The organism is Segatella copri (assembly GCF_949820605.1).
Lineage (GTDB): Bacteria > Bacteroidota > Bacteroidia > Bacteroidales > Bacteroidaceae > Prevotella.
Genome location: NZ_CATKVU010000006.1, coordinates 1,939,395 through 1,963,415 on the forward strand (window position 1 = coordinate 1,939,395; position 24,021 = coordinate 1,963,415).

19 protein-coding genes and 3 tRNA genes are annotated in these 24,021 nt (G+C 43.5%); 15 read left to right on the forward strand and 7 right to left on the reverse strand.

Features of this window, described 5'->3' with window-relative positions; all coding sequences use genetic code 11:
- Position 1: 1 nt before the first annotated feature.
- The 5 genes from RCO84_RS09260 to RCO84_RS09280 form a co-directional block, all read right to left on the reverse strand.
- Positions 2–1,546, reverse strand: coding sequence for a RapZ C-terminal domain-containing protein (locus RCO84_RS09260; RefSeq protein ID WP_317584846.1), 1,545 nt, complete (start codon positions 1,544–1,546; stop codon positions 2–4).
- The gene (locus tag RCO84_RS09265; protein WP_006846290.1) at positions 1,530–1,745 is read right to left on the reverse strand and encodes a hypothetical protein; all 216 of its coding nucleotides are present in this window, start codon (positions 1,743–1,745) and stop codon (positions 1,530–1,532) included. Before RCO84_RS09265 ends, RCO84_RS09260 begins: the two co-directional genes overlap by 17 nt.
- Positions 1,746–2,110: 365 nt before the next feature.
- Entirely contained in the window at positions 2,111–3,739 is a 1,629-nt protein-coding gene (groL, locus tag RCO84_RS09270) for a chaperonin GroEL (protein ID WP_287587014.1), read from the reverse strand.
- Positions 3,740–3,817: 78 nt separating this feature from the next.
- Complete coding sequence (locus RCO84_RS09275; protein ID WP_006846288.1) at positions 3,818–4,090, reverse strand: co-chaperone GroES; 273 nt, start codon at positions 4,088–4,090, stop codon at positions 3,818–3,820.
- Positions 4,091–4,240: 150 nt separating this feature from the next.
- Positions 4,241–5,584 carry a sugar phosphate nucleotidyltransferase gene (locus RCO84_RS09280; protein ID WP_022121638.1) on the reverse strand — a complete coding sequence of 448 codons (1,344 nt, stop codon included), beginning with the start codon at positions 5,582–5,584 and terminating at the stop codon, positions 4,241–4,243.
- 432 nt (positions 5,585–6,016) lie between these two features.
- Between RCO84_RS09280 and RCO84_RS09285 the strand changes: the two genes are divergently transcribed.
- Positions 6,017–7,444: an undecaprenyl-phosphate glucose phosphotransferase gene (locus tag RCO84_RS09285; RefSeq protein WP_317584849.1), complete on the forward strand. Its 1,428-nt coding sequence runs from the start codon at positions 6,017–6,019 to the stop codon at positions 7,442–7,444.
- A 396-nt stretch (positions 7,445–7,840) separates the two neighbouring features.
- On the opposite strand, the gene RCO84_RS09290 is transcribed toward RCO84_RS09285, so the two are convergent.
- Complete coding sequence (locus tag RCO84_RS09290) at positions 7,841–8,650, reverse strand: alpha/beta hydrolase (protein WP_317584851.1); 810 nt, start codon at positions 8,648–8,650, stop codon at positions 7,841–7,843.
- 264 nt (positions 8,651–8,914) lie between these two features.
- Between RCO84_RS09290 and sppA the strand changes: the two genes are divergently transcribed.
- The 6 genes from sppA to RCO84_RS09320 all read left to right on the forward strand — a co-directional run bounded on the left by sppA (position 8,915) and on the right by RCO84_RS09320 (position 15,492).
- Complete coding sequence (sppA, locus tag RCO84_RS09295; protein WP_317584853.1) at positions 8,915–10,699, forward strand: signal peptide peptidase SppA; 1,785 nt, start codon at positions 8,915–8,917, stop codon at positions 10,697–10,699.
- A 65-nt stretch (positions 10,700–10,764) separates the two neighbouring features.
- A complete protein-coding gene (gene lpxK / locus RCO84_RS09300) occupies positions 10,765–11,940 on the forward strand; it encodes a tetraacyldisaccharide 4'-kinase (protein ID WP_317584855.1) in 1,176 nt (391 codons plus the stop codon).
- Entirely contained in the window at positions 11,825–12,634 is an 810-nt protein-coding gene (locus tag RCO84_RS09305) for a purine-nucleoside phosphorylase (RefSeq protein ID WP_082231209.1), read from the forward strand. Before lpxK ends, RCO84_RS09305 begins: the two co-directional genes overlap by 116 nt.
- 23 nt (positions 12,635–12,657) lie before the next feature.
- The gene (gene thiL, locus RCO84_RS09310) at positions 12,658–13,770 is read left to right on the forward strand and encodes a thiamine-phosphate kinase (RefSeq protein WP_040552461.1); all 1,113 of its coding nucleotides are present in this window, start codon (positions 12,658–12,660) and stop codon (positions 13,768–13,770) included.
- A 111-nt stretch (positions 13,771–13,881) separates the two neighbouring features.
- Positions 13,882–13,954 (forward strand) — tRNA-Phe (locus tag RCO84_RS09315).
- A gap of 134 nt (positions 13,955–14,088) precedes the next feature.
- A complete protein-coding gene (locus RCO84_RS09320) occupies positions 14,089–15,492 on the forward strand; it encodes a glycoside hydrolase family 28 protein (protein ID WP_317584856.1) in 1,404 nt (467 codons plus the stop codon).
- Between the two features lie 25 nt (positions 15,493–15,517).
- Here RCO84_RS09320 and tsaA read toward each other — a convergent pair whose 3' ends face one another.
- Positions 15,518–16,198, reverse strand: coding sequence for a tRNA (N6-threonylcarbamoyladenosine(37)-N6)-methyltransferase TrmO (gene tsaA, locus RCO84_RS09325; RefSeq protein ID WP_317584857.1), 681 nt, complete (start codon positions 16,196–16,198; stop codon positions 15,518–15,520).
- A gap of 111 nt (positions 16,199–16,309) precedes the next feature.
- Between tsaA and RCO84_RS09330 the strand changes: the two genes are divergently transcribed.
- The 8 genes from RCO84_RS09330 to RCO84_RS09365 all read left to right on the forward strand — a co-directional run bounded on the left by RCO84_RS09330 (position 16,310) and on the right by RCO84_RS09365 (position 24,007).
- Positions 16,310–17,185 (forward strand): FAD-dependent thymidylate synthase, encoded by an 876-nt coding sequence (locus RCO84_RS09330; protein ID WP_022121629.1) that lies wholly within the window; start codon positions 16,310–16,312, stop codon positions 17,183–17,185.
- Positions 17,186–17,518: 333 nt separating this feature from the next.
- A tRNA-Ser gene (locus RCO84_RS09335) sits at positions 17,519–17,603 on the forward strand.
- A 187-nt stretch (positions 17,604–17,790) separates the two neighbouring features.
- A complete protein-coding gene (locus RCO84_RS09340; RefSeq protein WP_317584859.1) occupies positions 17,791–18,687 on the forward strand; it encodes a radical SAM/SPASM domain-containing protein in 897 nt (298 codons plus the stop codon).
- Between the two features lie 8 nt (positions 18,688–18,695).
- Entirely contained in the window at positions 18,696–19,517 is an 822-nt protein-coding gene (gene thiD, locus RCO84_RS09345) for a bifunctional hydroxymethylpyrimidine kinase/phosphomethylpyrimidine kinase (protein WP_154480324.1), read from the forward strand.
- 41 nt (positions 19,518–19,558) lie between these two features.
- Positions 19,559–20,239, forward strand: a complete 681-nt coding sequence (locus RCO84_RS09350; protein WP_317584861.1) for a thiamine phosphate synthase — start codon at positions 19,559–19,561, stop codon at positions 20,237–20,239.
- Positions 20,240–20,345: 106 nt separating this feature from the next.
- A complete protein-coding gene (locus RCO84_RS09355; RefSeq protein ID WP_317584863.1) occupies positions 20,346–22,919 on the forward strand; it encodes an endonuclease MutS2 in 2,574 nt (857 codons plus the stop codon).
- A gap of 192 nt (positions 22,920–23,111) precedes the next feature.
- A tRNA-Thr gene (locus RCO84_RS09360) sits at positions 23,112–23,185 on the forward strand.
- 207 nt (positions 23,186–23,392) lie between these two features.
- On the forward strand, positions 23,393–24,007 hold the full coding sequence (locus RCO84_RS09365; RefSeq protein ID WP_317584865.1) for a DUF4199 domain-containing protein: 615 nt from the start codon (positions 23,393–23,395) through the stop codon (positions 24,005–24,007).
- Positions 24,008–24,021 lie beyond the last annotated feature (14 nt).

Genomic DNA, 24,021 nt, shown 5'->3' on the forward strand with positions numbered 1-24,021 from the left:
TCTATTGTTTTGCCGGCAAAACCTGTTCAATATGCTGTTCACGATGACAAATCTGCACTTCTACACCAAACTTCCGGTGAATATGTTCGGCAAGATGCTGCGCAGAATATACACTGCGATGCTGACCGCCTGTACATCCGAAACAGAACATCAGAGAGGTGAAACCACGCTGCATGTAGCGGTTTACATGATGGTCGGCAAGTGCATAGACATGATCCAGGAACTTCAATATCTCACCATCATCCTCCAGGAATCGGATAACAGGCTCATCCAGACCCGTCAACTTCTTATAAGGCTCGTATCTGCCAGGGTTATGGGTACTTCTGCAGTCGAAGACATAACCTCCACCATTGCCCGACGGATCCTCTGGAATGCCCTTACGGAAAGAAAAACTATACACTCTTACCACCAGCGGTCCCTTACCATCATATTTAGAATAGGTGGCAGGTCCGTCCTGCGGATGCGCACGATAGATATTGTTGTCGGTAGTCTTATAGCCGTCTGCACGACTCAGCGCCACACTCTCTATCACCTTGAACTGTGGCAATTCGGTCAGTCTTCTCAACATATCCATCATATAAGGATAAGGGAATACCTTGTCTCCCATTTTCAGAAGATCGCGTAAATTCTGGATAGCCGGCGGAATGCTGTCAATGAAATGCTTCTTGCGCTCGAAATAACCACGGAATCCATAGGCACCCAACACTTGCAAGGTACGGAAGAGCACAAAAAGACTCAACCGATTTACAAAATGTCGCACCGTAGGTACCTCGGTATAATGTTTCAATGACTGGTAGTATTCCCAAACCAGTTCTCTGCGCAGTTTGAACGGATACTTAGCAGATGCCTGCCAGAGGAATGAGGCCAGATCATAATAAAATGGTCCCTTTCGGCCACCCTGAAAATCAATAAAGTATGGATTTCCCTTATCATCCAGCATGATGTTGCGCGCCTGAAAATCGCGATAAAGGAAACAATCCATCGGTTCTGATGTCAGATCCTTGGCAAAAAGCCGGAAGTTGGCTTCGAGCTTCAGTTCGTGAAAATCCAAATCGGTAGGCTTCAGGAAACAATACTTGAAGTAGTTGAGGTCGAAGAGTACACTGTCTACATCGAATTCTGGCTGCGGATAGCAGTTCTGCCAATCCAATCCTCTTGCACCGCGAATCTGGATATTCGGAAGTTCACGAATGGTTTTCTTAAGGAGTTCCTTCTCTTTCTGATTGTAACGTCCGCCCGCATCTCGTCCGCCCTTGATGGCATCGAAAAGCGAAGTACCGCCAAGGTCTGTCTGAAGATAGCAGAGTTCATCATCGCTCACCGCCAGAATCTGGGGAACAGGCAACTGTCTGAGCTGGAAATGCTGAGCCAGATATACAAAGGCATGATCCTCATCACGACTGGTTCCTATCACACCAATTACCGTATCACCATCATGCCCAATGATACGGAAATACTGCCGGTTACTCCCCTGCCCTGCCAATTTTATGACATCCGCCGGTTCTTCACCCGCCCATTTTTTATATAAATCAATCAGCTTTTCCATCATTATTCAGTTTACGTCGTTTCCGATCATCATCAATCTTCTGTGCGAAGTTATCTCCGATAAAGAGAAGCAATAAGATACCCAGCGTAGTAAGGAACGAGTTTGTAGTAGTCATTCCCAACTCTGCCTTTGTAATATAAATGAGTCCTCCGATAACAATCAGAAAGACCACTGCTTTTTTCCAATCAATATTGTTCATGCTATGAATTTTCTATTATGCTGCAAAATTACACAATTAAATTGAGAAAACAAAATAAAAACAAAAAAAAATCGGATGTCTCACGACAACCGATTTCCAAAAACAAACTACTTAAAAACTAATCTACTAAAACAAATCAAAAAAATATCTTTGCCATCCCTTCGGATGATACTTTCTTTTATTTACGATGCAAAGTTACAAAAAAAGATTATTCGAACCAAATAATTTTGCTATTTTTTGCATCTTTATGACTAAAAAAACAAAAAAATAGGGATAATTCGCTGAGAATCACCCCTATTTGATATTTTCGCTTTGCAAACTCGCTGTCTTACGATGTGCTTTGTTTGCTCAAATTATTCATCTAATTACATCATGCCACCCATACCAGGTGCTGCAGCTGGTGCAACTGGTGCAGGCTCTGGTTTGTCAACCAACACACACTCTGTTGTCAGGAACAAGCCTGCGATAGAAGCAGCATTCTCCAAAGCTACACGCTCTACCTTGGCAGGATCTACGATACCAGCCTGACGCATATCTTCGTAAACGTCCTTGCGGGCATTGTAACCGAAGTCACCCTCGCCCTCGCGTACCTTATTTACTACTACAGAACCCTCGCCACCGGCATTGGCAACAATCTGACGGAGAGGCTCCTCAATAGCACGCTCTACGATACGGATACCTGTTGTCTCGTCAGCGTTATCACCCTTCATATCCTTCAACGCCTCGAGAGCACGGATATAAGTAGTTCCACCACCAGCAACGATACCTTCCTCGATAGCGGCACGGGTAGCGCAGAGTGCATCGTCAACACGATCCTTCTTCTCCTTCATCTCAACCTCAGAGTTGGCACCTACATAGAGGACAGCTACACCACCGGCGAGCTTAGCCAGACGCTCCTGAAGTTTCTCCTTATCATATGAAGACTTGGTATTCTCAATTTCGTTTTTGATCTGAGCTACGCGATCCTGGATATTAGCCTTCTCGCCATGACCATTAACGATAGTTGTATTGTCCTTGTTGACGGTAACCTTGTCAGCTGAACCCAGCATATCCAAAGTTGCCTGCTCCAACTTCAAGCCCTTCTCCTCAGAGATAACAACACCGCCAGTCAACACTGCGATATCCTCCAGCATAGCCTTGCGACGGTCGCCGAAGCCAGGAGCCTTTACAGCACAAATCTTCAAACCGCCACGCAAACGGTTAACTACCAATGTAGTCAAAGCCTCAGAATCAACATCCTCAGCGATAACCAACAAAGGACGACCACTCTCAGCAGCAGGCTGGAGAATTGGCAAGAACTCCTTCAAGTTAGAAATCTTCTTATCATAAAGAAGGATGTATGGGTTATCCATTACACACTCCATCTTGTCTGCATCTGTCATGAAGTAACCGCTCAAGTAACCACGGTCAAACTGCATACCCTCAACAACACCGATGTTGGTATCACGGCTCTTGCTCTCCTCGATAGTGATGACACCATCCTTAGAAACCTTGCGCATTGCGTCAGCCAAGAGCTTACCAATCTCAGCATCATTGTTGGCAGAAACAGTAGCCACCTGCTCAATCTTATCGTAGTTGTCGTCTACCTGTTCAGCATGTTCCTTTATGAAGGCAACAACAGCAGCCACAGCCTTGTCGATACCACGCTTCAAGTCCATTGGGTTTGCACCTGCAGTAACGTTCTTCAAGCCCTCTGTTACGATAGCCTGAGTCAGGATAGTAGCAGTTGTTGTACCATCACCGGCATCATCACCGGTCTTGCTGGCAACGCTCTTAACAAGCTGAGCACCAGTATTTTCGAATTTATCCTCTAACTCTACTTCCTTAGCCACGGTAACACCATCTTTAGTAATCTGAGGAGCACCAAACTTCTTTTCGATTACCACGTTGCGGCCCTTAGGACCGAGAGTTACCTTTACTGCATTTGCCAACTGATCAACACCCTTCTTCAAGAGGTCGCGGGCATCCATATTATATTTAATATCTTTAGCCATAATATATTCTTTCTAATAATGTTTAAATAAATATCAGCAAAAAGTTTTTTTACCTTTTTACTTTTTTACCTTTAAGAATTACTCTTCTACTACAGCGAGTACATCGCTCTGACGCATCATGATATATTTAGTACCATCGAATTCGAGTTCTGTGCCAGCATACTTACCATAGAGTACGGTATCACCTTCTTTGAGAATCATCTCTTCGTCTTTCGTACCCTTACCTGTAGCAACGACCTTACCACGCTGTGGTTTCTCTTTTGCTGTATCAGGGATAATAATTCCACCTACTTTTTCTTCAGCTGGTGCAGGAAGTACCAGCACTCTGTCTGCTAATGGTTTAATGTTCATGATTCTATAATATTTTAATTGTTATACATTTATTTTGCCAACAGGTATTGCTACCCGTCACTCCGACGATATACGAAAAACGTGCCAAAGCATCCATACTGACACTTTGACACGTTTAAATACTGACATTATATCACAAAAACTTGTGTTTTATTTCATTTTCCACTGATAATCGAATCTTTCAATATCCTCCTCAACCAGTGGATTACCATTCTGAACTTCGATGAAAGTCAGCTGTGTAATCGCCTTGATGGCATGATAATGCTCCAGAGGAATCACCACGGTATCACCAGCCTTCACATGTTTCTCCTCACCATCAAGTACAAAGATGCCCTCACCTTCTACGAATGTCCACACCTCTGAACGATGGTGATGAAGCTGATAACTGATATTCTTACCTGGCTTCAAGGTAATACTCTTGGTGAGCGAATGATTGCCGTCAGCATACTCAGAATCGTCAATCACCCGATAAGTACCCCACCTTCTTTCCTCATACATCGGACGCGGAGTAAGATGTTCTACCGCCTTCTTGATGTCCTCGGAATATTTCTTTGCACAGACGAAGATGCCATCAGGACTCGCTGCAACAACAGCATCCTTCAAGCCATCCACATACAGAGGCAACTGGAGTTCGTTGATGACATGCGTATTCTCGCAATGACTTCCCATCACCGCATTACCAATGCTGGCATGGTGCAGCTCATCAGTGAGTGTATTCCAGGTACCCAGGTCCTTCCATTCACCATTAAACGGTACTACCGCTACCGATTCAGCCTTCTCCGCCACCTCGTAGTCGAAAGAGATTTTTGGAAATTCGCTATATCTTGCACGAGTATCTTCAAAGTTCTCACTCTGCATATACTTACGTACAATCTGCATCATATAGCCCAAACGGAAAGCGAAGACACCACCATTCCAGTAAGCACCCTCCTCCAGGAGTTTCTCTGCTGTAGGCACATCCGGTTTCTCGGTAAATCTCTTCACTATCTGATACTTCTCTCCTTCAGCAAAAGGAACCACATAACCATATTTTGCACTTGGATAAGTAGGTTTGATACCCATCAGCACGAGGTCGGCGACGTTTTTCTCCACACATTCCACCATACGGGCTATGGTATGGAAATATTCCAACTCGGTATAAGGATCACAAGGCATAATAACCACAACCTCATCATCCTCACATTTCTTCTTCAGTTTCAGATAACTTGCAGCTAAAGCGATAGCAGGGAAAGTATCACGCCTCTCCGGTTCGGTAACCACAGAAACCCGCTCTCCCAGCTGGTTCTGGATGATATCCAGCTGACTGGCGTTTGTAGCAAGCGTAATATCGTTGGTCAGATTTGCTTCCTGAGCCTGACGTACCACGCGCTGAACCATACTTTCCATCTCCCCATTCTCCTTTTCGAGCAATGGCAAGAACTGTTTGCTTCTAGCATTATTGCTAAGTGGCCAGAGCCTTTTACCCGAGCCACCCGATAATAAAATTAATTGCATATTATTACTATCTAAATCGTTTATTGTTCATACTTGAGATTTCACAAATTAACAGTGAGAGACTGCATCACATCAGGAGTTTACCCCCAGTACCAACAGGTCTCAAAGAAGATTCATCCGTGATAATCCGGCTGCAAAAGTACGTTTTTCTTTTGAGACCACCAAGCAATTTCTAAAAAAACTACCTATTTCATATAAAAATACCTAGATATACGCAAGAAAGTAAAAAGGAAGAAAAAACATCATTTAAACAGATTAAAAACAAGAAAAGCTGGTTCAAGCTGGTTCATGTTGGTCTATTTCGATATTTTTTTGCTGATTTATTTCCGATTTTCAACTATTATTATTACCTTTGCGACCAAATATCATTTAAGCATACCTCAAACAACTTAAAGATATATAAATAACTAGGAGTATAATAAACATAAGCAAATGACGAACAAGCATTATAAAGGAAATGAAATGATAAGGAGACTGGTGATAGGTGCCGATTTCGTTATTCTCAACATCGTACTGTTGTTCTATACCCAATATGGTCAAGAACTCATACCCGCGTATTTCGACAAAGCAACAAAGATCACCTTTTTTGTTGCCAATGCTGCCTTGTTCCTAGGCGAATACTTCTATTCCACCATCATTCATGTCAGAAAGATCGGGTTCCTGCAGGTTACAAGGCGTACTTTTTATCTGGCTGCAGCAACAACATTTTGTTTCTTTACCTTCTCAAGACTACTCGGTCACGGGGGAAAGATGTTCTCCTTCAGCATTATCTTCGGCATAACATTCTATCTGTCTCTCATCATAAGCCGACTCTGCGAGCTCAAATTACTAAAGTATTTCCGCTCTAAGGGCCGCAACTCACGCACCGTCGTCTTTGTAGGTAACGATCCTGCCGTGAGCGAGATGTACAAGACGATGACAGAAGATCCCTCGGCAGGTTATATCGTAAAAGGATATTATGCAGATGAAGACATCACTGATAATCCGGAAGGGTTGAAAAGAATAGGAAACATGAAACAGCTCAAAGAGATTATCTCTTCTACCATGAATGATACCATCAATGGTGAACCTTCCAATATTGACGAGGTTTTCTGCTGCCTGTCGCATAAAGATCCTGAGATCATCAACATCATACACTTCTGTGATAAAAATGTGATACACTTCTACTACCTGCCACGTGTGTTTGGTGAGTACAAATTGCATCTTGATGCCCAGAATTTCATGGGAAGGACGGTATATTCAAACCGCATAGAACCCCTAACAAGCACGTCAAACCGCATTATCAAGCGTAGCTTTGACATCGTGGTGAGCGGGCTTGCATGTTTGTGCATTCTACCATTCATTCCATTCATAGCTCTCATCATCAAGATTCAGAGTCCTGGTCCAATTTTCTTCAAACAGGCAAGAACGGGTCTGAATGGTGATACCTTCTACTGTCTTAAATTCCGTTCCATGCATGTAAACAAGGATGCAGACAAGGCACAGGCAACAAAGAACGACCCACGTAAATTTGCTTTCGGCAACTTTATGAGAAAGACGAACATAGATGAGTTTCCTCAATTCTTCAATGTTCTTAAGGGAGACATGAGTATTGTGGGTCCGCGCCCTCACATGCTGCATCATACAGAGGTATATGGAAGCCTGATAGATAAGTATATGGTTCGCCACTTCTCCAAGCCGGGTATCACAGGTTGGGCTCAGGTTACCGGGTTCCGTGGTGAGACCAAGGAGCTCTGGCAGATGGAGGAACGTATCCGCCGTGATATCTGGTATATAGAGAACTGGTCGTTCTGGCTTGATATCAAGATTATCTTCATGACAGCCAAGAGCATTATCTGCCCTGACAAGAATGCTTATTAGGAGTATATAAAAAGAAAAAGAGGATGTGCCATAAGTTTGGAAAATAGTTGGCGCATAACAGTTGGCCACCGCATGCACATCAGCTGTTGTGCATGCGCATATCAGCTGTTATGCAAGCGCACAACAGCTGTTGTGCGACCGGAGATACTAACTGTCACAACAACATATACTAACTTTTCCACCAACATATACTAGATATACTAGCTCTTTCAACAACATATACTAGCTCTTCCAACAACATATCCTAGCTCTTCCAACAACATATTCTAGCTCTTCCAACAACATATCCTAGCTCTTTCAACAACATATCCTAGTTTTTCCAACAACAAGAAGAGGGTGTATCATTAACTTATGACACACCCTCTTTTTAGGTATTCTCTTTACTTATTACTTAGATTACTTAGACGGAAGCCTGTTGAGCCAACAGGTAAGGTCATTCAACATTTGGTCGTGATACGGGAAGCCATGAGCGGCATCGCGGAACCCCCATCCATGTCCGGCAGTCGGATAGATGTGCATGGTACACTCGTTGCCCGCCTTGCTCATGGCAGAATAATAGGCTACGCCATTGGTTACAGGAGGAACAACCTTATCATCAAAAGACATCAGTATGATGGCACGAGGGGTAAGATTAGGACGAACAGCCTTGTCATTAGACCACTCTTCTACCAGTTTCTTATCGGTATTACGCTCTTCACCCAAGAAATTCACACATGATCCCTTATGAGAGATACGCTCATCCATTGAAATCACAGGATAGAAAAGAATCGAGAAATCAGGTCGCACAGCCGCCTCTGCATGAGTACTGACGGAAGAAGCTAAATGTCCACCGGCAGAAAAGCCCATGATACCAACATCTTCCTTATTTATTCTCCATACTGCAGAACTGTCACGAACGGTTCGCATCGCCTGATAGGCATCACTCAACGGAATATTGCGGTTTCCCTTAGGCATACGGTATTTCAAGACGAAGAAAGCGATACCCTGTTTGTTGAAATATTCTGCCCACTGATGTCCCTCATGGTCCATTGCAAGATGAGAATACCCACCTCCAGGACAATCTACTACGGCTCTTCCAGAGGGTTTCTTAGGAAGATAACAGGTAAGTTCACTCTGTCCATCGCTGCTGTTCTTCAATACGAACTTGCGAGCTGTGGATTGCGCTGATGCTGATATTGCTGTCAGCATCAGAAGAAAAAAAATCATTGTCTTTTTCATTTTTCTGTTTTGTTTTGTTGTTTATATCTTTATTCTGTTTTGCTAAGATAATGCAAAGATAGGCATTTTTTCGTTAACCCTATGTTATTTTTTCTTCTTTTTTTGGTGTTTTTGTTCCAATCGCTTTGATTATTGGTTCTTTTTTGCTATATTTGCAGAAAAATTGCTGTAAACGGCAATCGGAGAAAACATCTCTCTTCTGCCGCTGGCATTTATTTAGGAGTCTCACTTATAAAATATTGACATAGAATAATGAAGGATTTTTTCAAGAACGTGGCAGCTACTATCGTAGGATTGTTTGCCTTCGGGCTGATTATGACCATCCTGGGATTCATCTGTATCATCGGAATGGTGGCATCGAGCAACAGTAAACCGGCACTGAAAGACAATGCGGTGATGGTAATGAAACTACAAGGACAGATTGAAGACCGTACTGAAGACAACTGGCTCGGCGAACTGACAGGCGAGCAGTTTAACAACATAGGCATGAACAGGATTCTCTCTTCTATCCGCAAGGCAAAGAATGAGGATAAAGTGAAGGGCATCTATCTGGAAACAGGTATCTTGGAGACAGATTATGCCACTTTGCAGGAAATCAGAAATGCACTTGCCGATTTCAAGAAGAGCGGCAAATGGATTATCGCATATGGTGATGCTCTCTCACAGGGTGGATATTATCTGGCTTCGGTTGCCAACAAGGTATATGTAAACCCAGAAGGCAATGTGGACTGGCATGGTATTGCATCGCAGCCACAATATATCAAAGATGTAGCAGCCAAATTTGGCGTTCACTTTACGGTAGTGAAGGTAGGCAAATACAAAAGCTATACTGAAACATACACCGAAGACAAAATGTCGGATGTCAACAGAGAGCAGGTTTCACGCTATATTAGTGGACTCTGGCTACAGATGTTGGGAGATGTGAGCAAAAGCAGAAACATCAGCAAGGATTCACTGAACCGCTATGCTGACGGGCTGATGGTGTTTGATGATACCAAACTACTGAAATCTCGAAAGATGGTAGATGGATTCTGCTATTATGATGAAATCAGAGACGTGGTAAAGAAACAGTTAGGACTGAAGGCAGACGAGACCATCAATCAGGTTGACTATAACGACGTAGATATGACTATAGACGACTCGAATCTGATGGGCGAAGAGATTGCCGTATACTACTGTCAGGGGTCCATTGTCAGGATGGAGACTCCTAGCATCTATGATTCAGAGCAACAGATAGTAAGTACAAAGGTCATCAAGGACCTTCAGGAACTTGCAGATAACAGTCAGGTAAAGGCCGTAGTTCTGCGTATCAATTCGGGCGGTGGCGATGCCTATGCTTCGGAACAGATCTGGAGAGCAGTTAAAGAATTAAATAAAAAGAAGCCGGTAGTGGTTTCGATGGGTGGTATGGCAGCATCGGGTGCTTATTATATGAGTATGGGTGCCCAATATATCATGGCACAACCTACAACATTGACCGGCAGCATCGGCATCTTTGGAGCCATGCCAGATTTCAGTGACCTGATGACAAAGAAGTTAGGCTTCAAGTATGATGAAGTGAAGACCAACCGCAACAGTACCTATGCCTCTGCAGGCATGTCACGCCCATGGAGTGCAGAAGAGATTGCCACCATGCAAAACTATGTGAACCGTGGATATAGCCTCTTCCGCAATCGTGTGGCTGAGGGCAGAAAAATGAGTACCGAACAGGTTGAGAAGATTGCTCAAGGAAGAGTATGGCTGGGTACAGACGCCAAGAAGATCAAGTTAATTGATGGATTCGGCGGCTTGAGCGACGCCATCGACAAGGCTGCAGAATTGGCTCATCTCAGCAGTTATCAGGCGGTAGAATATCCGGCATTGGCTGGATGGATGGAACAGTTGCTGGATATGGCGGGCGGAAACAAGGGAACCTACCTCGACGAACAGTTGCGTCTGGCATTGGGTGATCTCTACCAGCCATTCATCATGATACGCAATATGAAGGAGAAAGAGCCTATACAGGCTGCACTTCCTTACGTACTGAACATACAATAACATTTATAATAAGGTATGCGTACATTAATATATAGACATACCGAATTAAGAGAAAGGAAACAGACATGAGAACAGAAGGCGATCTTATCAAGATCAACGACTGGCTGCTACCACTGAGTTGGATTTATGGCGGCATGGTCAGATTTCGCAATTGGCTCTTCGATATCGGACTGAAAAAGAGTCAGTCATTCTCAATCCCGATCATTTCTGTGGGTAACATCACGGTGGGCGGATCGGGCAAGACTCCCCATGTGGAGTATCTGATACGCTTGTTGCATGACAAGGTAAAGATAGCTGTGCTATCACGTGGTTACAAAAGAAAGACCAGTGGCTATGTGCTGGCAGATAAAGATACGACAATGTCAGAGATTGGCGATGAACCCTTCCAGATGCACAGCAAGTTTGACGATATCTATGTAGCCGTAGACGCTAAGCGTGTGAGAGGAATCGAAAAGTTGCAGAATGAAGAACCAACCAAGGATGTAGATGTAGTATTACTGGATGATGCCTTTCAGCATCGCTATGTGAAGCCAGGTATCAACATTCTGCTGGTAGATTACCACCGTCTGATCATCTATGACAAGATGTTGCCAGCAGGAAGACTGAGAGAACCTCTAAGCGGTAAGAACCGTGCAGACATTGTGATTATCACTAAATGTCCAAAGGACCTGAAGCCAATGGAATTTCGAGTACTCACCAAGGCTATGAACCTTTACCCTTTCCAGAAGCTCTACTTCACCTGCATCAACTATGATACGCCAAAGGGAGTTTTCGAAGACCAGCAGATAGCCAAGAAGGAGTTGAAAAACTACCATGTTCTGCTGGTTACTGGTATCGCATCGCCTAAGCAGATGGAACACGACCTGAAGCCAATGGTCAAGAGTATGCAGTCGCTGAGTTTCGGTGATCACCATCGCTTCAAGAATAAAGACATCACACGCATCAACGAGGCGTTTGAACAGATGCCAGAACCCCGTCTGATTATCACGACAGAGAAAGATGCCGTGAGACTAAAAGAGACAGAGGGACTCTATGAAATAGTAAAGAAAAGCATATACGAACTGCCTATCAAGGTAAGTTTCATGCTGGAACAAGAAGATATTTTTAACGACAAAATCATTAGCTATGTACGAAAAAATTCAAGAAACAGCATCCTGGCTAAAAGAAAGGATGACAACAAGTCCGAAGACAGCAATCATACTGGGAACCGGTCTCGGACAATTAGCTTCAGAAATAACTGACAGTTATGAATTTCCATATAGTGAAATACCAAACTTCCCGGTATCTACCGTTCAAGGTCATGCAGGCAAACTGATTTTCGGTAAGTTAGGAGGTAAAGACATCATGGCTATGGAAGGAAGATTCCATTACTATGAAGGATATGACATGAAGGCTGTAACCTTCCCAGAACGTGTGATGTACGAGTTGGGCATTGAAACCCTCTTTGTAAGCAACGCTTCGGGCGGTATGAATCCGGAATTCCAGATTGGAGACCTAATGATTATCGATGATCACATCAACTTCTTCCCAGAACATCCATTGCGCGGAAAGAACTTCCCTACCGGTCCACGTTTCCCGGATATGCACGAAGCATACGACAAGAAACTCCGCGACCTTGCCGACGATATCGCTAAGGAGAAGGGAATTGATGCAAAGCATGGTGTATATGTTGGCGTGCAGGGACCTACCTTCGAGACACCGGCAGAGTATCGCATGTATCGTGTATTGGGTGGTGACGCTGTAGGTATGAGTACTGTACCTGAAGTGATTGTTGCCCGCCATTGTGGAATCAAGGTTTTCGGCATCAGCATCATCACCGATCTTGGCGGTTTCGATGTACCTGTAGAAGTCAGTCATGAGGAAGTGCAGATTGCAGCCAATGCCGCACAGCCTAAGATGACAGAGATTATGCGAGAAATCATCCGCAGATCTTAAGTATAAATTATAAACTATTATTTATTTTGGATATCTCAAAGTTAGGTGAATTCGGTCTTATAAACCATCTCACCAAAGGTTATGAAAAGAAAAACGAGTCTACCGTTTATGGTGTAGGCGACGATTGTGCCGTGATGCATTATCCAGACAAGGAGGTGCTCATGACTACAGATATGCTGATGGAGGGCGTACATTTCGACCTTACCTATATTGACATGGTTCACTTGGGTTACAAGAGTGCAATGGTAAACATCAGTGATATCTTTGCTATGAACGGAACCCCACGCCAGATGGTAGTAAGCATAGCATTGAGTAAACGATTCAAAGTAGAAGACATTGATGAATTCTATAAGGGTCTTCGAATGGCATGCGACAAATGGGGAGTAGATATCGTGGGAGGTGATACTACCTCTTCTCTCACCGGTTTAGCCATCAGTATTACTTGTATCGGAGAAGCAGCAAAAGAAGAAATCGTATACCGCAACGGAGCCAAGGAAACAGACCTGATCTGTGTGTCGGGTGACTTGGGCGGTGCCTATATGGGACTTCAACTGCTGGAACGCGAAAAGGCTGTATACTACGGACAGATAGAAGATATCCGAAAGAAGATGGCTGAGGCTAAAGCAAATGGTGATAACGAGAAACTGGCTCTTCTGAACAGAGACTTAGAGAATATGCGCAACTTCCAGCCAGATTTCGCCGGCAAGGAATATCTCTTGGAAAGACAACTGCAGCCTGAGGCACGCGGAGATGTGATAGCACAACTGCGTGAGGCAGGTATCCGTCCTACCGCCATGATGGATGTGAGCGATGGTCTGAGCAGTGAATTGATGCATATCTGCGAACAGAGTCATTGCGGATGCAGAGTATATGAGAAGAACATACCTATCGACTACCAGACAGCCGTGCAGGCAGAAGAATTCAATATGAACCTTACCACCTGTGCTATGAATGGTGGCGAAGATTATGAACTTCTCTTTACCGTACCTATCGGTGACCACGAGAAGATTGAGACCATGGAGGGTGTAAGGCAGATTGGCTACATCACCAAAGAAAATCTGGGCAAGTTCCTCATTACCAGAGACGGACAGGAATTTGAACTGAAAGCACAAGGTTGGAATCCGCTGAAAGATTAATTTCAAACAACGCGGTATTTAGTTAATAAACATTAAGCAAGAGAAAATATTTCGTTTTCTCTTGCTCAATTAAAATATTTATTGTACCTTTGCAACCGCAAAAAGCAAGATGGTGCCATAGCTCAGTTGGTAGAGCAAAGGACTGAAAATCCTTGTGTCCCCGGTTCGATTCCTGGTGGTACCACTCCTCCTTTCATAAAAGGCGGTTACTAACTGTGGTTAGGGCCGTCTTTTTTTTATATCCACACCTTAAGGTAACAGATATTACAAACAAGACAAAGTATAGAATTTATTAAACAAACTAAACTTAAAAAGCTTATGAAGAAGATTTTAATAGCTCTATTGGTCTGTTTCTCATTTGTGACAGCCAATGCCAAAGATTACAGTAAGTATTATCAGAACTTACCAGTTCAGATGCAGCAACCAACATTGCCTAGCATCCCAGACAATCATGTCAGTATCTTGGAATGTGGCGGTAATGGTGACGGACTCACCATGAATACCCAGGCATTCGCCAAAGCCATCAGCAAACTGAACAAGATGGGCGGCGGTCATCTTAATGTGCCTGCAGGTATCTACCTCACCGGTCTCATCTCACTGAAGGACAATATTGACCTGCATCTGGAAAAGAATGCCATCATCGTTCTTTCAGAAGACAAGAACGACCACTTCAAGATAGACGAGACTACGGGAAAGAAAGAAAACCGTGCAACTCCAGCCATCAATGCCAGCAAGAGAAAGAACATCTCTATCACAGGCGAGGGCACCATTGACGGAAACGGAGAATGGTGGAGACCGGTAAAGCGCAGTAAGGTTAGTGACGTAGAATGGAAAGAATTCCAGGCTATGGGCGGAACACTGAATGAGAAGGGTGACATCTGGTATCCATTCAATCTGAAACATCAACCTAACGTGGCAGAGAATATGGATACACAGGAGAAAACCCGAACACACATGATCAGATTCACCAGTTGCGAGAATGTGCTCGTACAGGGTGTTACACTTCTGAATAGTCCTAAATTCCATATCATCCCTACCCGATGCAAGAATGTGACTATCGACGGAATCACCGTAAAATGCCCTTGGAATGCCCAAAATGGTGATGCGATTGATATCTCCAGCTGTAAGGATGTACTCATCGTAAACAATGTGATTGATGCCGGTGATGATGGTATCTGCATGAAGGGTGGCGCCGGCGCAGCAGGTGTGGCTGCAGGTCCTTGTGAAAACATCAATATCCAGGACAACACCGTATACCATGCCCATGGAGGTTTTGTTATCGGCAGCGAGTTCTCTGGCGGCATGAAGAATATTGTTGTTCGCAACAATACTTTCCAGGGAACAGATACCGGTTTACGTTTTAAGAGTGCTGTGAAGAGAGGCGGAACATCAGAGAACATCTATATCGACCATATCTACATGACCGATATCAAGGATGCAGCCATCACCTTTGAGACCACCTATTTTGATAACCACGTAGGTGCCAAGAAACAGACCGCTCCTGTAAAACAGGAATTCCTGCCAAACTTTCAGGATATCCACATGAGCAACATCTACGTACGAGGTTGCAAAACAGGTATTGAAGCACATGGTGCAGAAGGTATGGTACACGATATCACCATCAAAAACTCCAATATCTTCTACACCAAGGAAGCCAAGAATATCGATGCTGCCTGCAAAATTCTGTTGGAAAACGTACGTTTTGAAAGTTTCGCAAAGTAAATTTTCGACTCAACATTCAAGAAATCTACTTGACAACAGTAAGCGTATGATTGCAAACCGTAAAATGAATATCAAGACCCTCATAAGGCATTCCATAGACCTTATGAGGGTCTTTCTGGTAATGCGGACGGGGATCTTGGGCAAGTACCTCTTTCAATATTTCAATCTTTTCTGCATTCAATCCCTGCAGACGCAGATGCCTGTCTACATCTCCAGAAATCTCTACATCAAGTTTCTGCCATTTGCGGTCATCAACAAAACCGCTCCTTGCCCCAGGATGAGAATCGGCATACACCACATACGGCTTGATGTCAAATATCGGTGTTTTGTCCATAAGATCAGCTCCCTTAACATGAATGACAGGACCATGAGGAGTCTCCCATTCGATATGAGAAATTTTTACCGATGAAAGACCTATATTATTGGGACGGAAAGGACTTCGAGTGGCAAAGACACCCACTTTCTCATTGCCTCCCAACACAGGAGGACGAACAACCGGACTGTGCGCTTTGTGCCTATTGGCTGAAAATTCCCAAATCAGCCAAAGATAATCAAAGCCCTCCATGCCACGCAGCGCATCAGGGTTACGAAATTCGGGTTCAAAAACAATCTGTCCTTCCAGTTCTGCTACCAATCCAGCCTGTTTGGGTATGCCAAACTTGCTACTGAAGGGAGAACGAAAATATGCTATTGGTTTTATCTCCATATTTACTAATTATTACACCTTAATTATATATAAGACGAAAAAAGGCATGAATTATTTTGCCGTATGCACAAAATAATGTACCTTTGCAGACAGAACAAAAAACAAAAAGAAATGAAAATACAAAGACCATCGTATGAAATCTGGTTACAGAAACCAGGTGAGCTCGGTATCTACCAGCAGATAGAACGAGCAGGAAGAGTATGCTATAAAAGTGAGAATAATACCACTGTGAATTCTGCCAAACCTTTCGTGGATCGGATGGTGCAGAGTGAACACTTTGCCATGCTGGAACATGGAACCGTATATCTGGTATGCAAACATGGAGAGTTGCCGCTTTATACCCACAACAAGTTCTCACGTCTGAAAACTTTAGACGGCAAAGACTATATTACAACCAATCTCCGAGTATTGGCAGAAAACAAGGCGATGGATGATTTGAAATACCTCAGCAACTATGAAGAAGGTAAGCACGAACTCCGTATTACCGTTCATTTTACTACTCAGATTTCCATAACCCGAGAATATAACCGTCATCGTGCCAACTCTATGGCAGAGCAGAGTACCCGATACTGCAACTATTCGAAGAATAAGTTTGATAACGAGATTACCATCAACCTGCCTACATGGGTAGAAGCAGAAGGCTTCGATGGTTCACAAGATCCCAGCGACTACCGAATAGAAGATATGTGTGCTGACATTGCAGAAGGAAGAACTGCAGAATGGAGTAAACTCACAACTTGGATATTCGCCAATCAGGCTGCCGAATATGCCTACATGAAACTGATAGAGGCAGGTTGCAAACCACAGGAAGCACGAGCCATCCTACCATTGGACTGCAACACAGAACTGGTTCATACCGCTTTCGTGAGTGACTGGAAACATTTCTTCGACCTTCGCGCATTAGGTACTACCGGTGCACCACATCCTGATGCCAAGATTTTAGCCTTGCCACTGATGGAAGAGTTTAAGCAGAAAGGTTACCTATAAGGTTTAAAAAAGATTAAAGCACCCTTTCAAAATACAGATTTTCTATTCTTTTGACATAACGAATAGATATATTTTGTATTTTTGCAGTGTGTTTTTCATAGTATTAGATTTAAGGTTATCAAGATTGGGGCTACGGCGGTAGCCCTTTTTTATTGTCTTTTTCAGCCTTACCTCTCTATTTTTTGCCGATTTTGCCACTTATTAGTCCCCAAAACGCATTTTTTTGAAGAAAAACAAAAAAAAGTTGGCAAAAAATTTGGTGGAACCAGAAAATAGTAGTACCTTTGCAACCGCTTAAGAAAACCAAGCTATAGTCATCCAGACTAAAACAATGGAGAGATGGTAGAGTGGTCGATTACAACGGTCTTGAAAACCGTCGTACCGAGAGGTACCGGGGGTTCGAATCCCTCTCTCTCCGCAAGAGCCTTCTGAAAGAAATTTCAGAAGGCTTTTTTTATTTTCGTATTTGTATATTTCCTTCATATTCATTCACTATCCACGACAAGAAGACTTCAAATGCAAAATTATGCTATATTATTTGGTCATATCAAAGAAAACATGTAACTTTGCTAAAAAGTAAGCTATATGCAAGAAAAGACAAGACAATGATAGATCGCTGTTACATAGAAATCACTAATACATGTAATCTCAACTGCCACTTCTGTCCAAAACATACAAGAAAGAAAAGACAGTTGAGTGCTGAGGAATTCGACCTGCTCACCGACAAGATACGCGGGAAGGTCTGTTTCCTATATTTCCACATTATGGGCGAACCCCTACTACACCCTCTTCTACCCGAATTTATCAATATGGCAAGAGAGAAAGGTTTCAAAACCGTACTTACATCCAACGGCACTCTGCTACCCAAAGCTATGGATCTCCTTTATACACTTCCCCACAAAATACAGCTCTCGCTCCACTCACACGAGAGTAATGCCAAGGGAGAGCTTGCCAGTTACATGAACGAGGTAATGACTTTTTCAACCCAAGCAGCAGAGAAAGAAACCTGCATAGTTCTCAGACTTTGGAACCAAGGAGGAAAAGACCGGGAAAATGAAGAAGTAATGGAGCACATCGAAAAATTTGTTCCCAAACCCTGGAAAGAACGACCTGACGGTTACAGACTTACCAATAATCTCTATCTGGAGTTTGACAGGAAATTCGAATGGCCCAACTTTGATAACCATATCGAAGAAAAGGAAATGATAAAAGAAAATCAGAAATCAGGTATCAGAGAAGAAAAAAGAGAAGTTTTCTGTAAAGCCCTACTCAAGCAGATAGGCGTATTGGCAGACGGAACATTGGTACCCTGCTGCTTGGACCACAACGGAGATGTAGCACTTGGGAACCTGCTTGAACAATCGCTGGAAGAAATTCTGGCTTCACCCCGTGCCCAAGCCATGATAGAAGGTTTCAAGCACCATCAAGCCACAGAACATCTCTGTGAGACCTGTGAATCAGCCCTGGTAAGAAACAGTTTTAGAGGAAAAGCAAGAAGTTAATAGGAATTATGAAATATTATACAGCAATGACAATAGCTGGCTCAGACAGTTGCGGAGGAGCCGGCGTACAAGCTGACATCAAGACAATGTCAGCACTAGGCGTATATGCCGCATCGGCCATTACAGCCATTACCGTACAGAACACCCTGGGAGTTTATGCCATCCAAGACATCAACCCCGAAATAGTAAAGGGCCAGATAGAAGCTGTGATGGACGACATCCACCCAGATGCCATCAAAGTAGGTATGGTTAACGACCGTACCACTATCCAGGCTATTGCTGAAGCCCTGAAAAGATACCAAGGGGAATACCAGCATCTCATCATTGACCCAGTGATGGTTTCCACCAGTGGTTGCAGACTCATGCAGGAGGACGCTCTCAGCATTTTCATACAGGAGTTATTACCACTAGCTACCCTGCTAACACCTAACATCCCGGAAGCAGAGATACTGGCAGGAATGAAGATACAGAATAAGGAAGACATCCAGAACGCAGCTTTAGCCATCAGTAAGTTAGGCTGTAAATATGTACTCATCAAAGGCGGCCATTTCCAGGGAGCAGAAAAGATTGATTACCTCTTCGAAGACGGAAAACCTATTACCAGTTATCGAGGCCTTAGCGTAAACACACGCAATACCCACGGTACAGGTTGCACCCTATCCTCAGCCATCACTTCTTATCTGGCAAGAGAAATGGATATGAATACAGCTATCGCCATGGCAAAAACCTATCTTTCAGGCGCAATTCTGGCAGGAAAAGATGTACAGATAGGAAAAGGTCATGGTCCGGTGAATCATTTCTATGAACCCAAGGCACTGTTTATCAAATAACAGCCAACACCTTTATATAAAGAAATAAAATCACAACGAATATGAAATGGATAGTAATCACTCTGCCCGATTTTATAGAGAATGAATCAACCTATATCAACCAACTCTTTAAAGCAGGTACAGACCTGCTACATCTGCGCAAACCAGAATCAAATATAGAGGAGTGTAGGCAACTGATACAGGAAATCGACAAGAAATGGCATAAAAAGATCGTAGTACACGATCACTTCGAACTATGTCAGGAATTTCATCTTCATGGTATTCACCTTAACAGAAGAAACCACGAGATTCCAAAAGGCTTTCAAGGAAGCATCTCACAATCCTGCCATAGTTTTAAGGAAGTAGAACAAGCTCTCCAGACTATATCACCCAAGAACAAAGACGAAAAGAGCGCGATTCTCAAACCTGCCTGCCATTATGTTTTCCTCAGTCCAATCTTTGACAGCATTTCAAAAAAAGGCTACAAACATTCCTTCTCTAACAAAGACTTAGAGGAAGCAGGCATCAATGGAATCATCAATGAGCGAGTAGTTGCATTGGGAGGTGTCACCCCTGAATATATTCCACAATTGAGAGCATGGAACTTTGGCGGAGGTGCTTTTTTAGGCGACGTCTGGAACAGAAGAACTGATGCAAAATGGACGGAATATCTTGCCATAATTAAGCAGAAACTTACACCCGGAAATGCCAAGAATACGCTTAACAGTTCAAACATTTGGTAGAGAGAAATACACTACTTTCTAATAAGACAGGCCGAATCTCAACAATAAAAATAAAAAAATGCTTTTTTATTTTGTATTGTCTTCGATTTGCACTACCTTTGCACCCATGATATATCCAGATAATTTTGAAAATAAGATAGGATTCAATGAAATCCGCAAGATGCTGCGCGAAAGATGCCTCTCTCCACTCGGAAAGGAACAGGTAGACAAGATGGCATTCAGCAGCGATGCAGAACAAGTTAACGAATGGCTCATGCAGGTGCGTGAGTTCCGCAGACTGATGGAGGAAGTAGAAGACTTTCCCCTACAATATTTCTATGATGTAAGGGAGAGCATCCTCCGTATCCGTGTAGAAAACAGTCACCTGGAGGAGGACGAACTGTTTGACTTGCGACGCTCACTGTCTACCATAGCAGATATGGTGAAAATATTGAATCACAGCGATGACGATGACGAGCCGGAAGACGGATGGAAAAGAGAGAAAAAATATCCCTACCCAGCCCTACATCGCCTTTCACAGGATGTAGTTACTTTTCCACAACTGATTCAGCGCATCGACCAGATACTTGACAAATTCGGCAAGATAAGAGATAATGCAACCCCTGAACTTCTTCAGATTCGCAGAGAACTGGCAAAGACAGAGGGCAGCATCTCACGTACCTTATATAGTATATTGCGCTCGGCACAAAGTGAAGGCATCGTAGAAAAAGACGTAACCCCAACCCTGCGTGACGGCAGACTGGTTATTCCCGTCATCCCTACTCTGAAGCGCAAAATCAAAGGTATCGTACACGATGAGAGTGCCACAGGTAAAACAGTCTTTATAGAACCTACCGAGGTGGTAGAGGCAAACAACCGTGTACGTGAACTGGAGGGTGAAGAGAGAAAAGAAATCATCCGCATCCTCACCGACTTTACCAACAAGGTACGCCCATATTCCAAGGAAATTCTGGACAGCTACCGCTTTCTTGCCATCATTGACCTGATACAAGCCAAGCAAAAACTGGCTGATATCTTCAAAGCCATAGAACCCGAGGTAGAAGACCACCCACACATAGACTGGACCCGTGCGATACACCCATTATTGCAGCTATCTCTACAGAAAAAAAACGAGAAAGTAGTTCCGTTGGATATCATGCTTACACAGGACAAACGCATTCTTATCATCTCCGGTCCAAATGCAGGCGGCAAATCTGTCTGTCTGAAAACCGTCGGATTATTACAGTATATGCTGCAATGCGGTTTGAGCATCCCTGTAAGTGAGCGTTCAAAGACAGGTGTTTTCCAGAACATCATGATTGATATCGGTGACGAACAGAGTCTGGAGAATGACTTGAGTACCTACTCGTCTCATCTTCTGAACATGAAGAATATGATGAAGGCAGCCAATGGCGAGACCATCATTCTGATAGATGAGTTTGGTACAGGTACAGAGCCAGGCATCGGAGGTGCTATCGCCGAAGCTGTACTCGACAAGTTCTGCAAGCAGCAAGCTTATGGTGTGATTACCACCCACTATCAGAACCTGAAGCATTTTGCCGACAGCCATGAAGGAGTGGTTAACGGCGCCATGCTCTACGACCGCCATGAGATGAAAGCCCTCTTCCAATTAGCTATCGGCAGACCAGGTTCTTCTTTCGCTATCGAAATTGCAAGAAAGATAGGATTACCCGAAGAAGTAATCAAGGAAGCATCAGATATCGTTGGTTCTGAATACATTCAAAGCGACAAGTATCTTCAGGATATTGTTCGTGACAAGCGATATTGGGAAAACAAACGCCAGAATATCCATCAGCGTGAAAAAGACATGGAGAAAACAATCTCCAAGTACGAAAACGACATAGAGGATATTGAGCGAAGCAGAAAGGCAATTCTCAAAAAGGCAAAAGAAGAAGCCGCAGAACTTCTGAAAGAAAGTAACAAGAGAATCGAAAACGCCATCCGGGAAATCAAAGAAAGCCAGGCTGAAAAAGAAGAAACCCGCCGTATCCGTCAGGAACTTGATACCTTCAAGCAAGAAGTTCAAGAAATTGATACCAAGGAGACCGATGACAAAATTGCCCGCAAGATAGCCCAGATTCAACAACGCAAAGAACGCCATGCCAAGCGCCAGGCTGAAAAGAAAGAGAATCAGGAAAAGGCTGCAGCAGCACTGAGGAATGCACAGAACAAGACTCAAGCAGATAGTAAACGTGATATTCAGATTGGCGATACGGTGCGCATCAAGGGACTGACTACTGTCGGAAAGATAGAAAACATTACTGGAGATACAGCAACTGCCGTATTTGGAGGAATGAGAACTAAGATGCGCCTGAACCGTCTGGAGCATGCCACAACTCCTATTGAAAATGCAGACAAGACAGAAGAGCGCAAGGAAAATCTGGCTTCATACGGTATCAGTAAGGAAACCAGAAAGACCATTGACTCACATAAATCCAACTTCCACCAGGATCTGGACGTTCGCGGAATGCGAGGCGATGAAGCACTTAATGCGGTACAATACTTCATCGATGACGCTATCCTGGTAGGAATGCCAAGAGTCAGAATCCTTCACGGAAAGGGAAATGGCATCCTAAGACAGCTCATTCGCCAATATCTGAGTAGTGTGCCTAATGTGACCCATTATGCAGATGAACACGTACAATTTGGCGGATCAGGCATTACGGTAGTCGATTTTTAGCAAACAAACGTTAAACAACTGAAGTTTTTCGGCAAAACATTTGGCGGGTTCAAAGAAAAACCGTACCTTTGCACCCGCTTAAAAATTGAGACGGACAAGTCTCATACGACCAGCTCCCTCGGAATCCCCCAGGATGGGAACATAGCAAGGGTACTTGGTTGTAGCGGTGCGATATGAATCGCTTGTCCACCCGCCTCTTTAGCTCAGTTGGCCAGAGCACGTGATTTGTAATCTCGGGGTCGTTGGTTCGAATCCGACAAGAGGCTCAAAAAGGAATCTTCTTTTAGAAGGTTCCTTTTTTTATTTACATACATTTTGCTTCTATATTTCATAACATTACAGTTGAAACCTCTATTTCACGAGGATCTATCTTTAATTATATATAAATATTTCCACCCTTTACACCTTATATAATAAAAAAGTTGTATTTTTGCAAATTGATATGTTACATCCGTAGAAATACAATAAAAACAATGAATACAGAAAATAACGAGAATCAGGAAGAAAAGAAAACAAACCAGCAAATGCATAAGGTTAAAACGATTATCATCGACACAGGCAAGATAAGACAAACCAAAGCATTTGCCCGGCAAGATGGTGCCATCCTCGGAGCTGTCTGGATCGTCAGTTTCGTATGTACCATGCTGGCAGTAGACCCGCAATACCAGATGCTGGGATTCATTTCCAACATTCTCATCATAGCAACCCCATTTGTTGTGGCCAAGCGACTGAAGGCATTCCGTGACTATGCAAGAGACGGACATATCTCTTTCCGTCATGCATTCTACTATTGCATCCAGACATTCTTCAATGCAACCCTTCTGCTTACCCTTGTGCAATATCTTTGGTTCCGTTTTATGGATACGGGGCTATTCATGAACCAACTGCAAACCAACTATCAGATTGTAGCACAAGCGTATCAGTTAACTGCAGGGGAATCTAAAGTCCTTCTTGATGCCGTCAGTATGATGAAACCGATAGCCTGGGCTTCCATGTTTATGATTACCGACCTGGTAGCAGGTGCTGTACTCAGTCCGATTATTGCTGCTGTAATGGCAAAGAAGGATAAACAACAGCATACAAAATAACAATAAATAAGAAA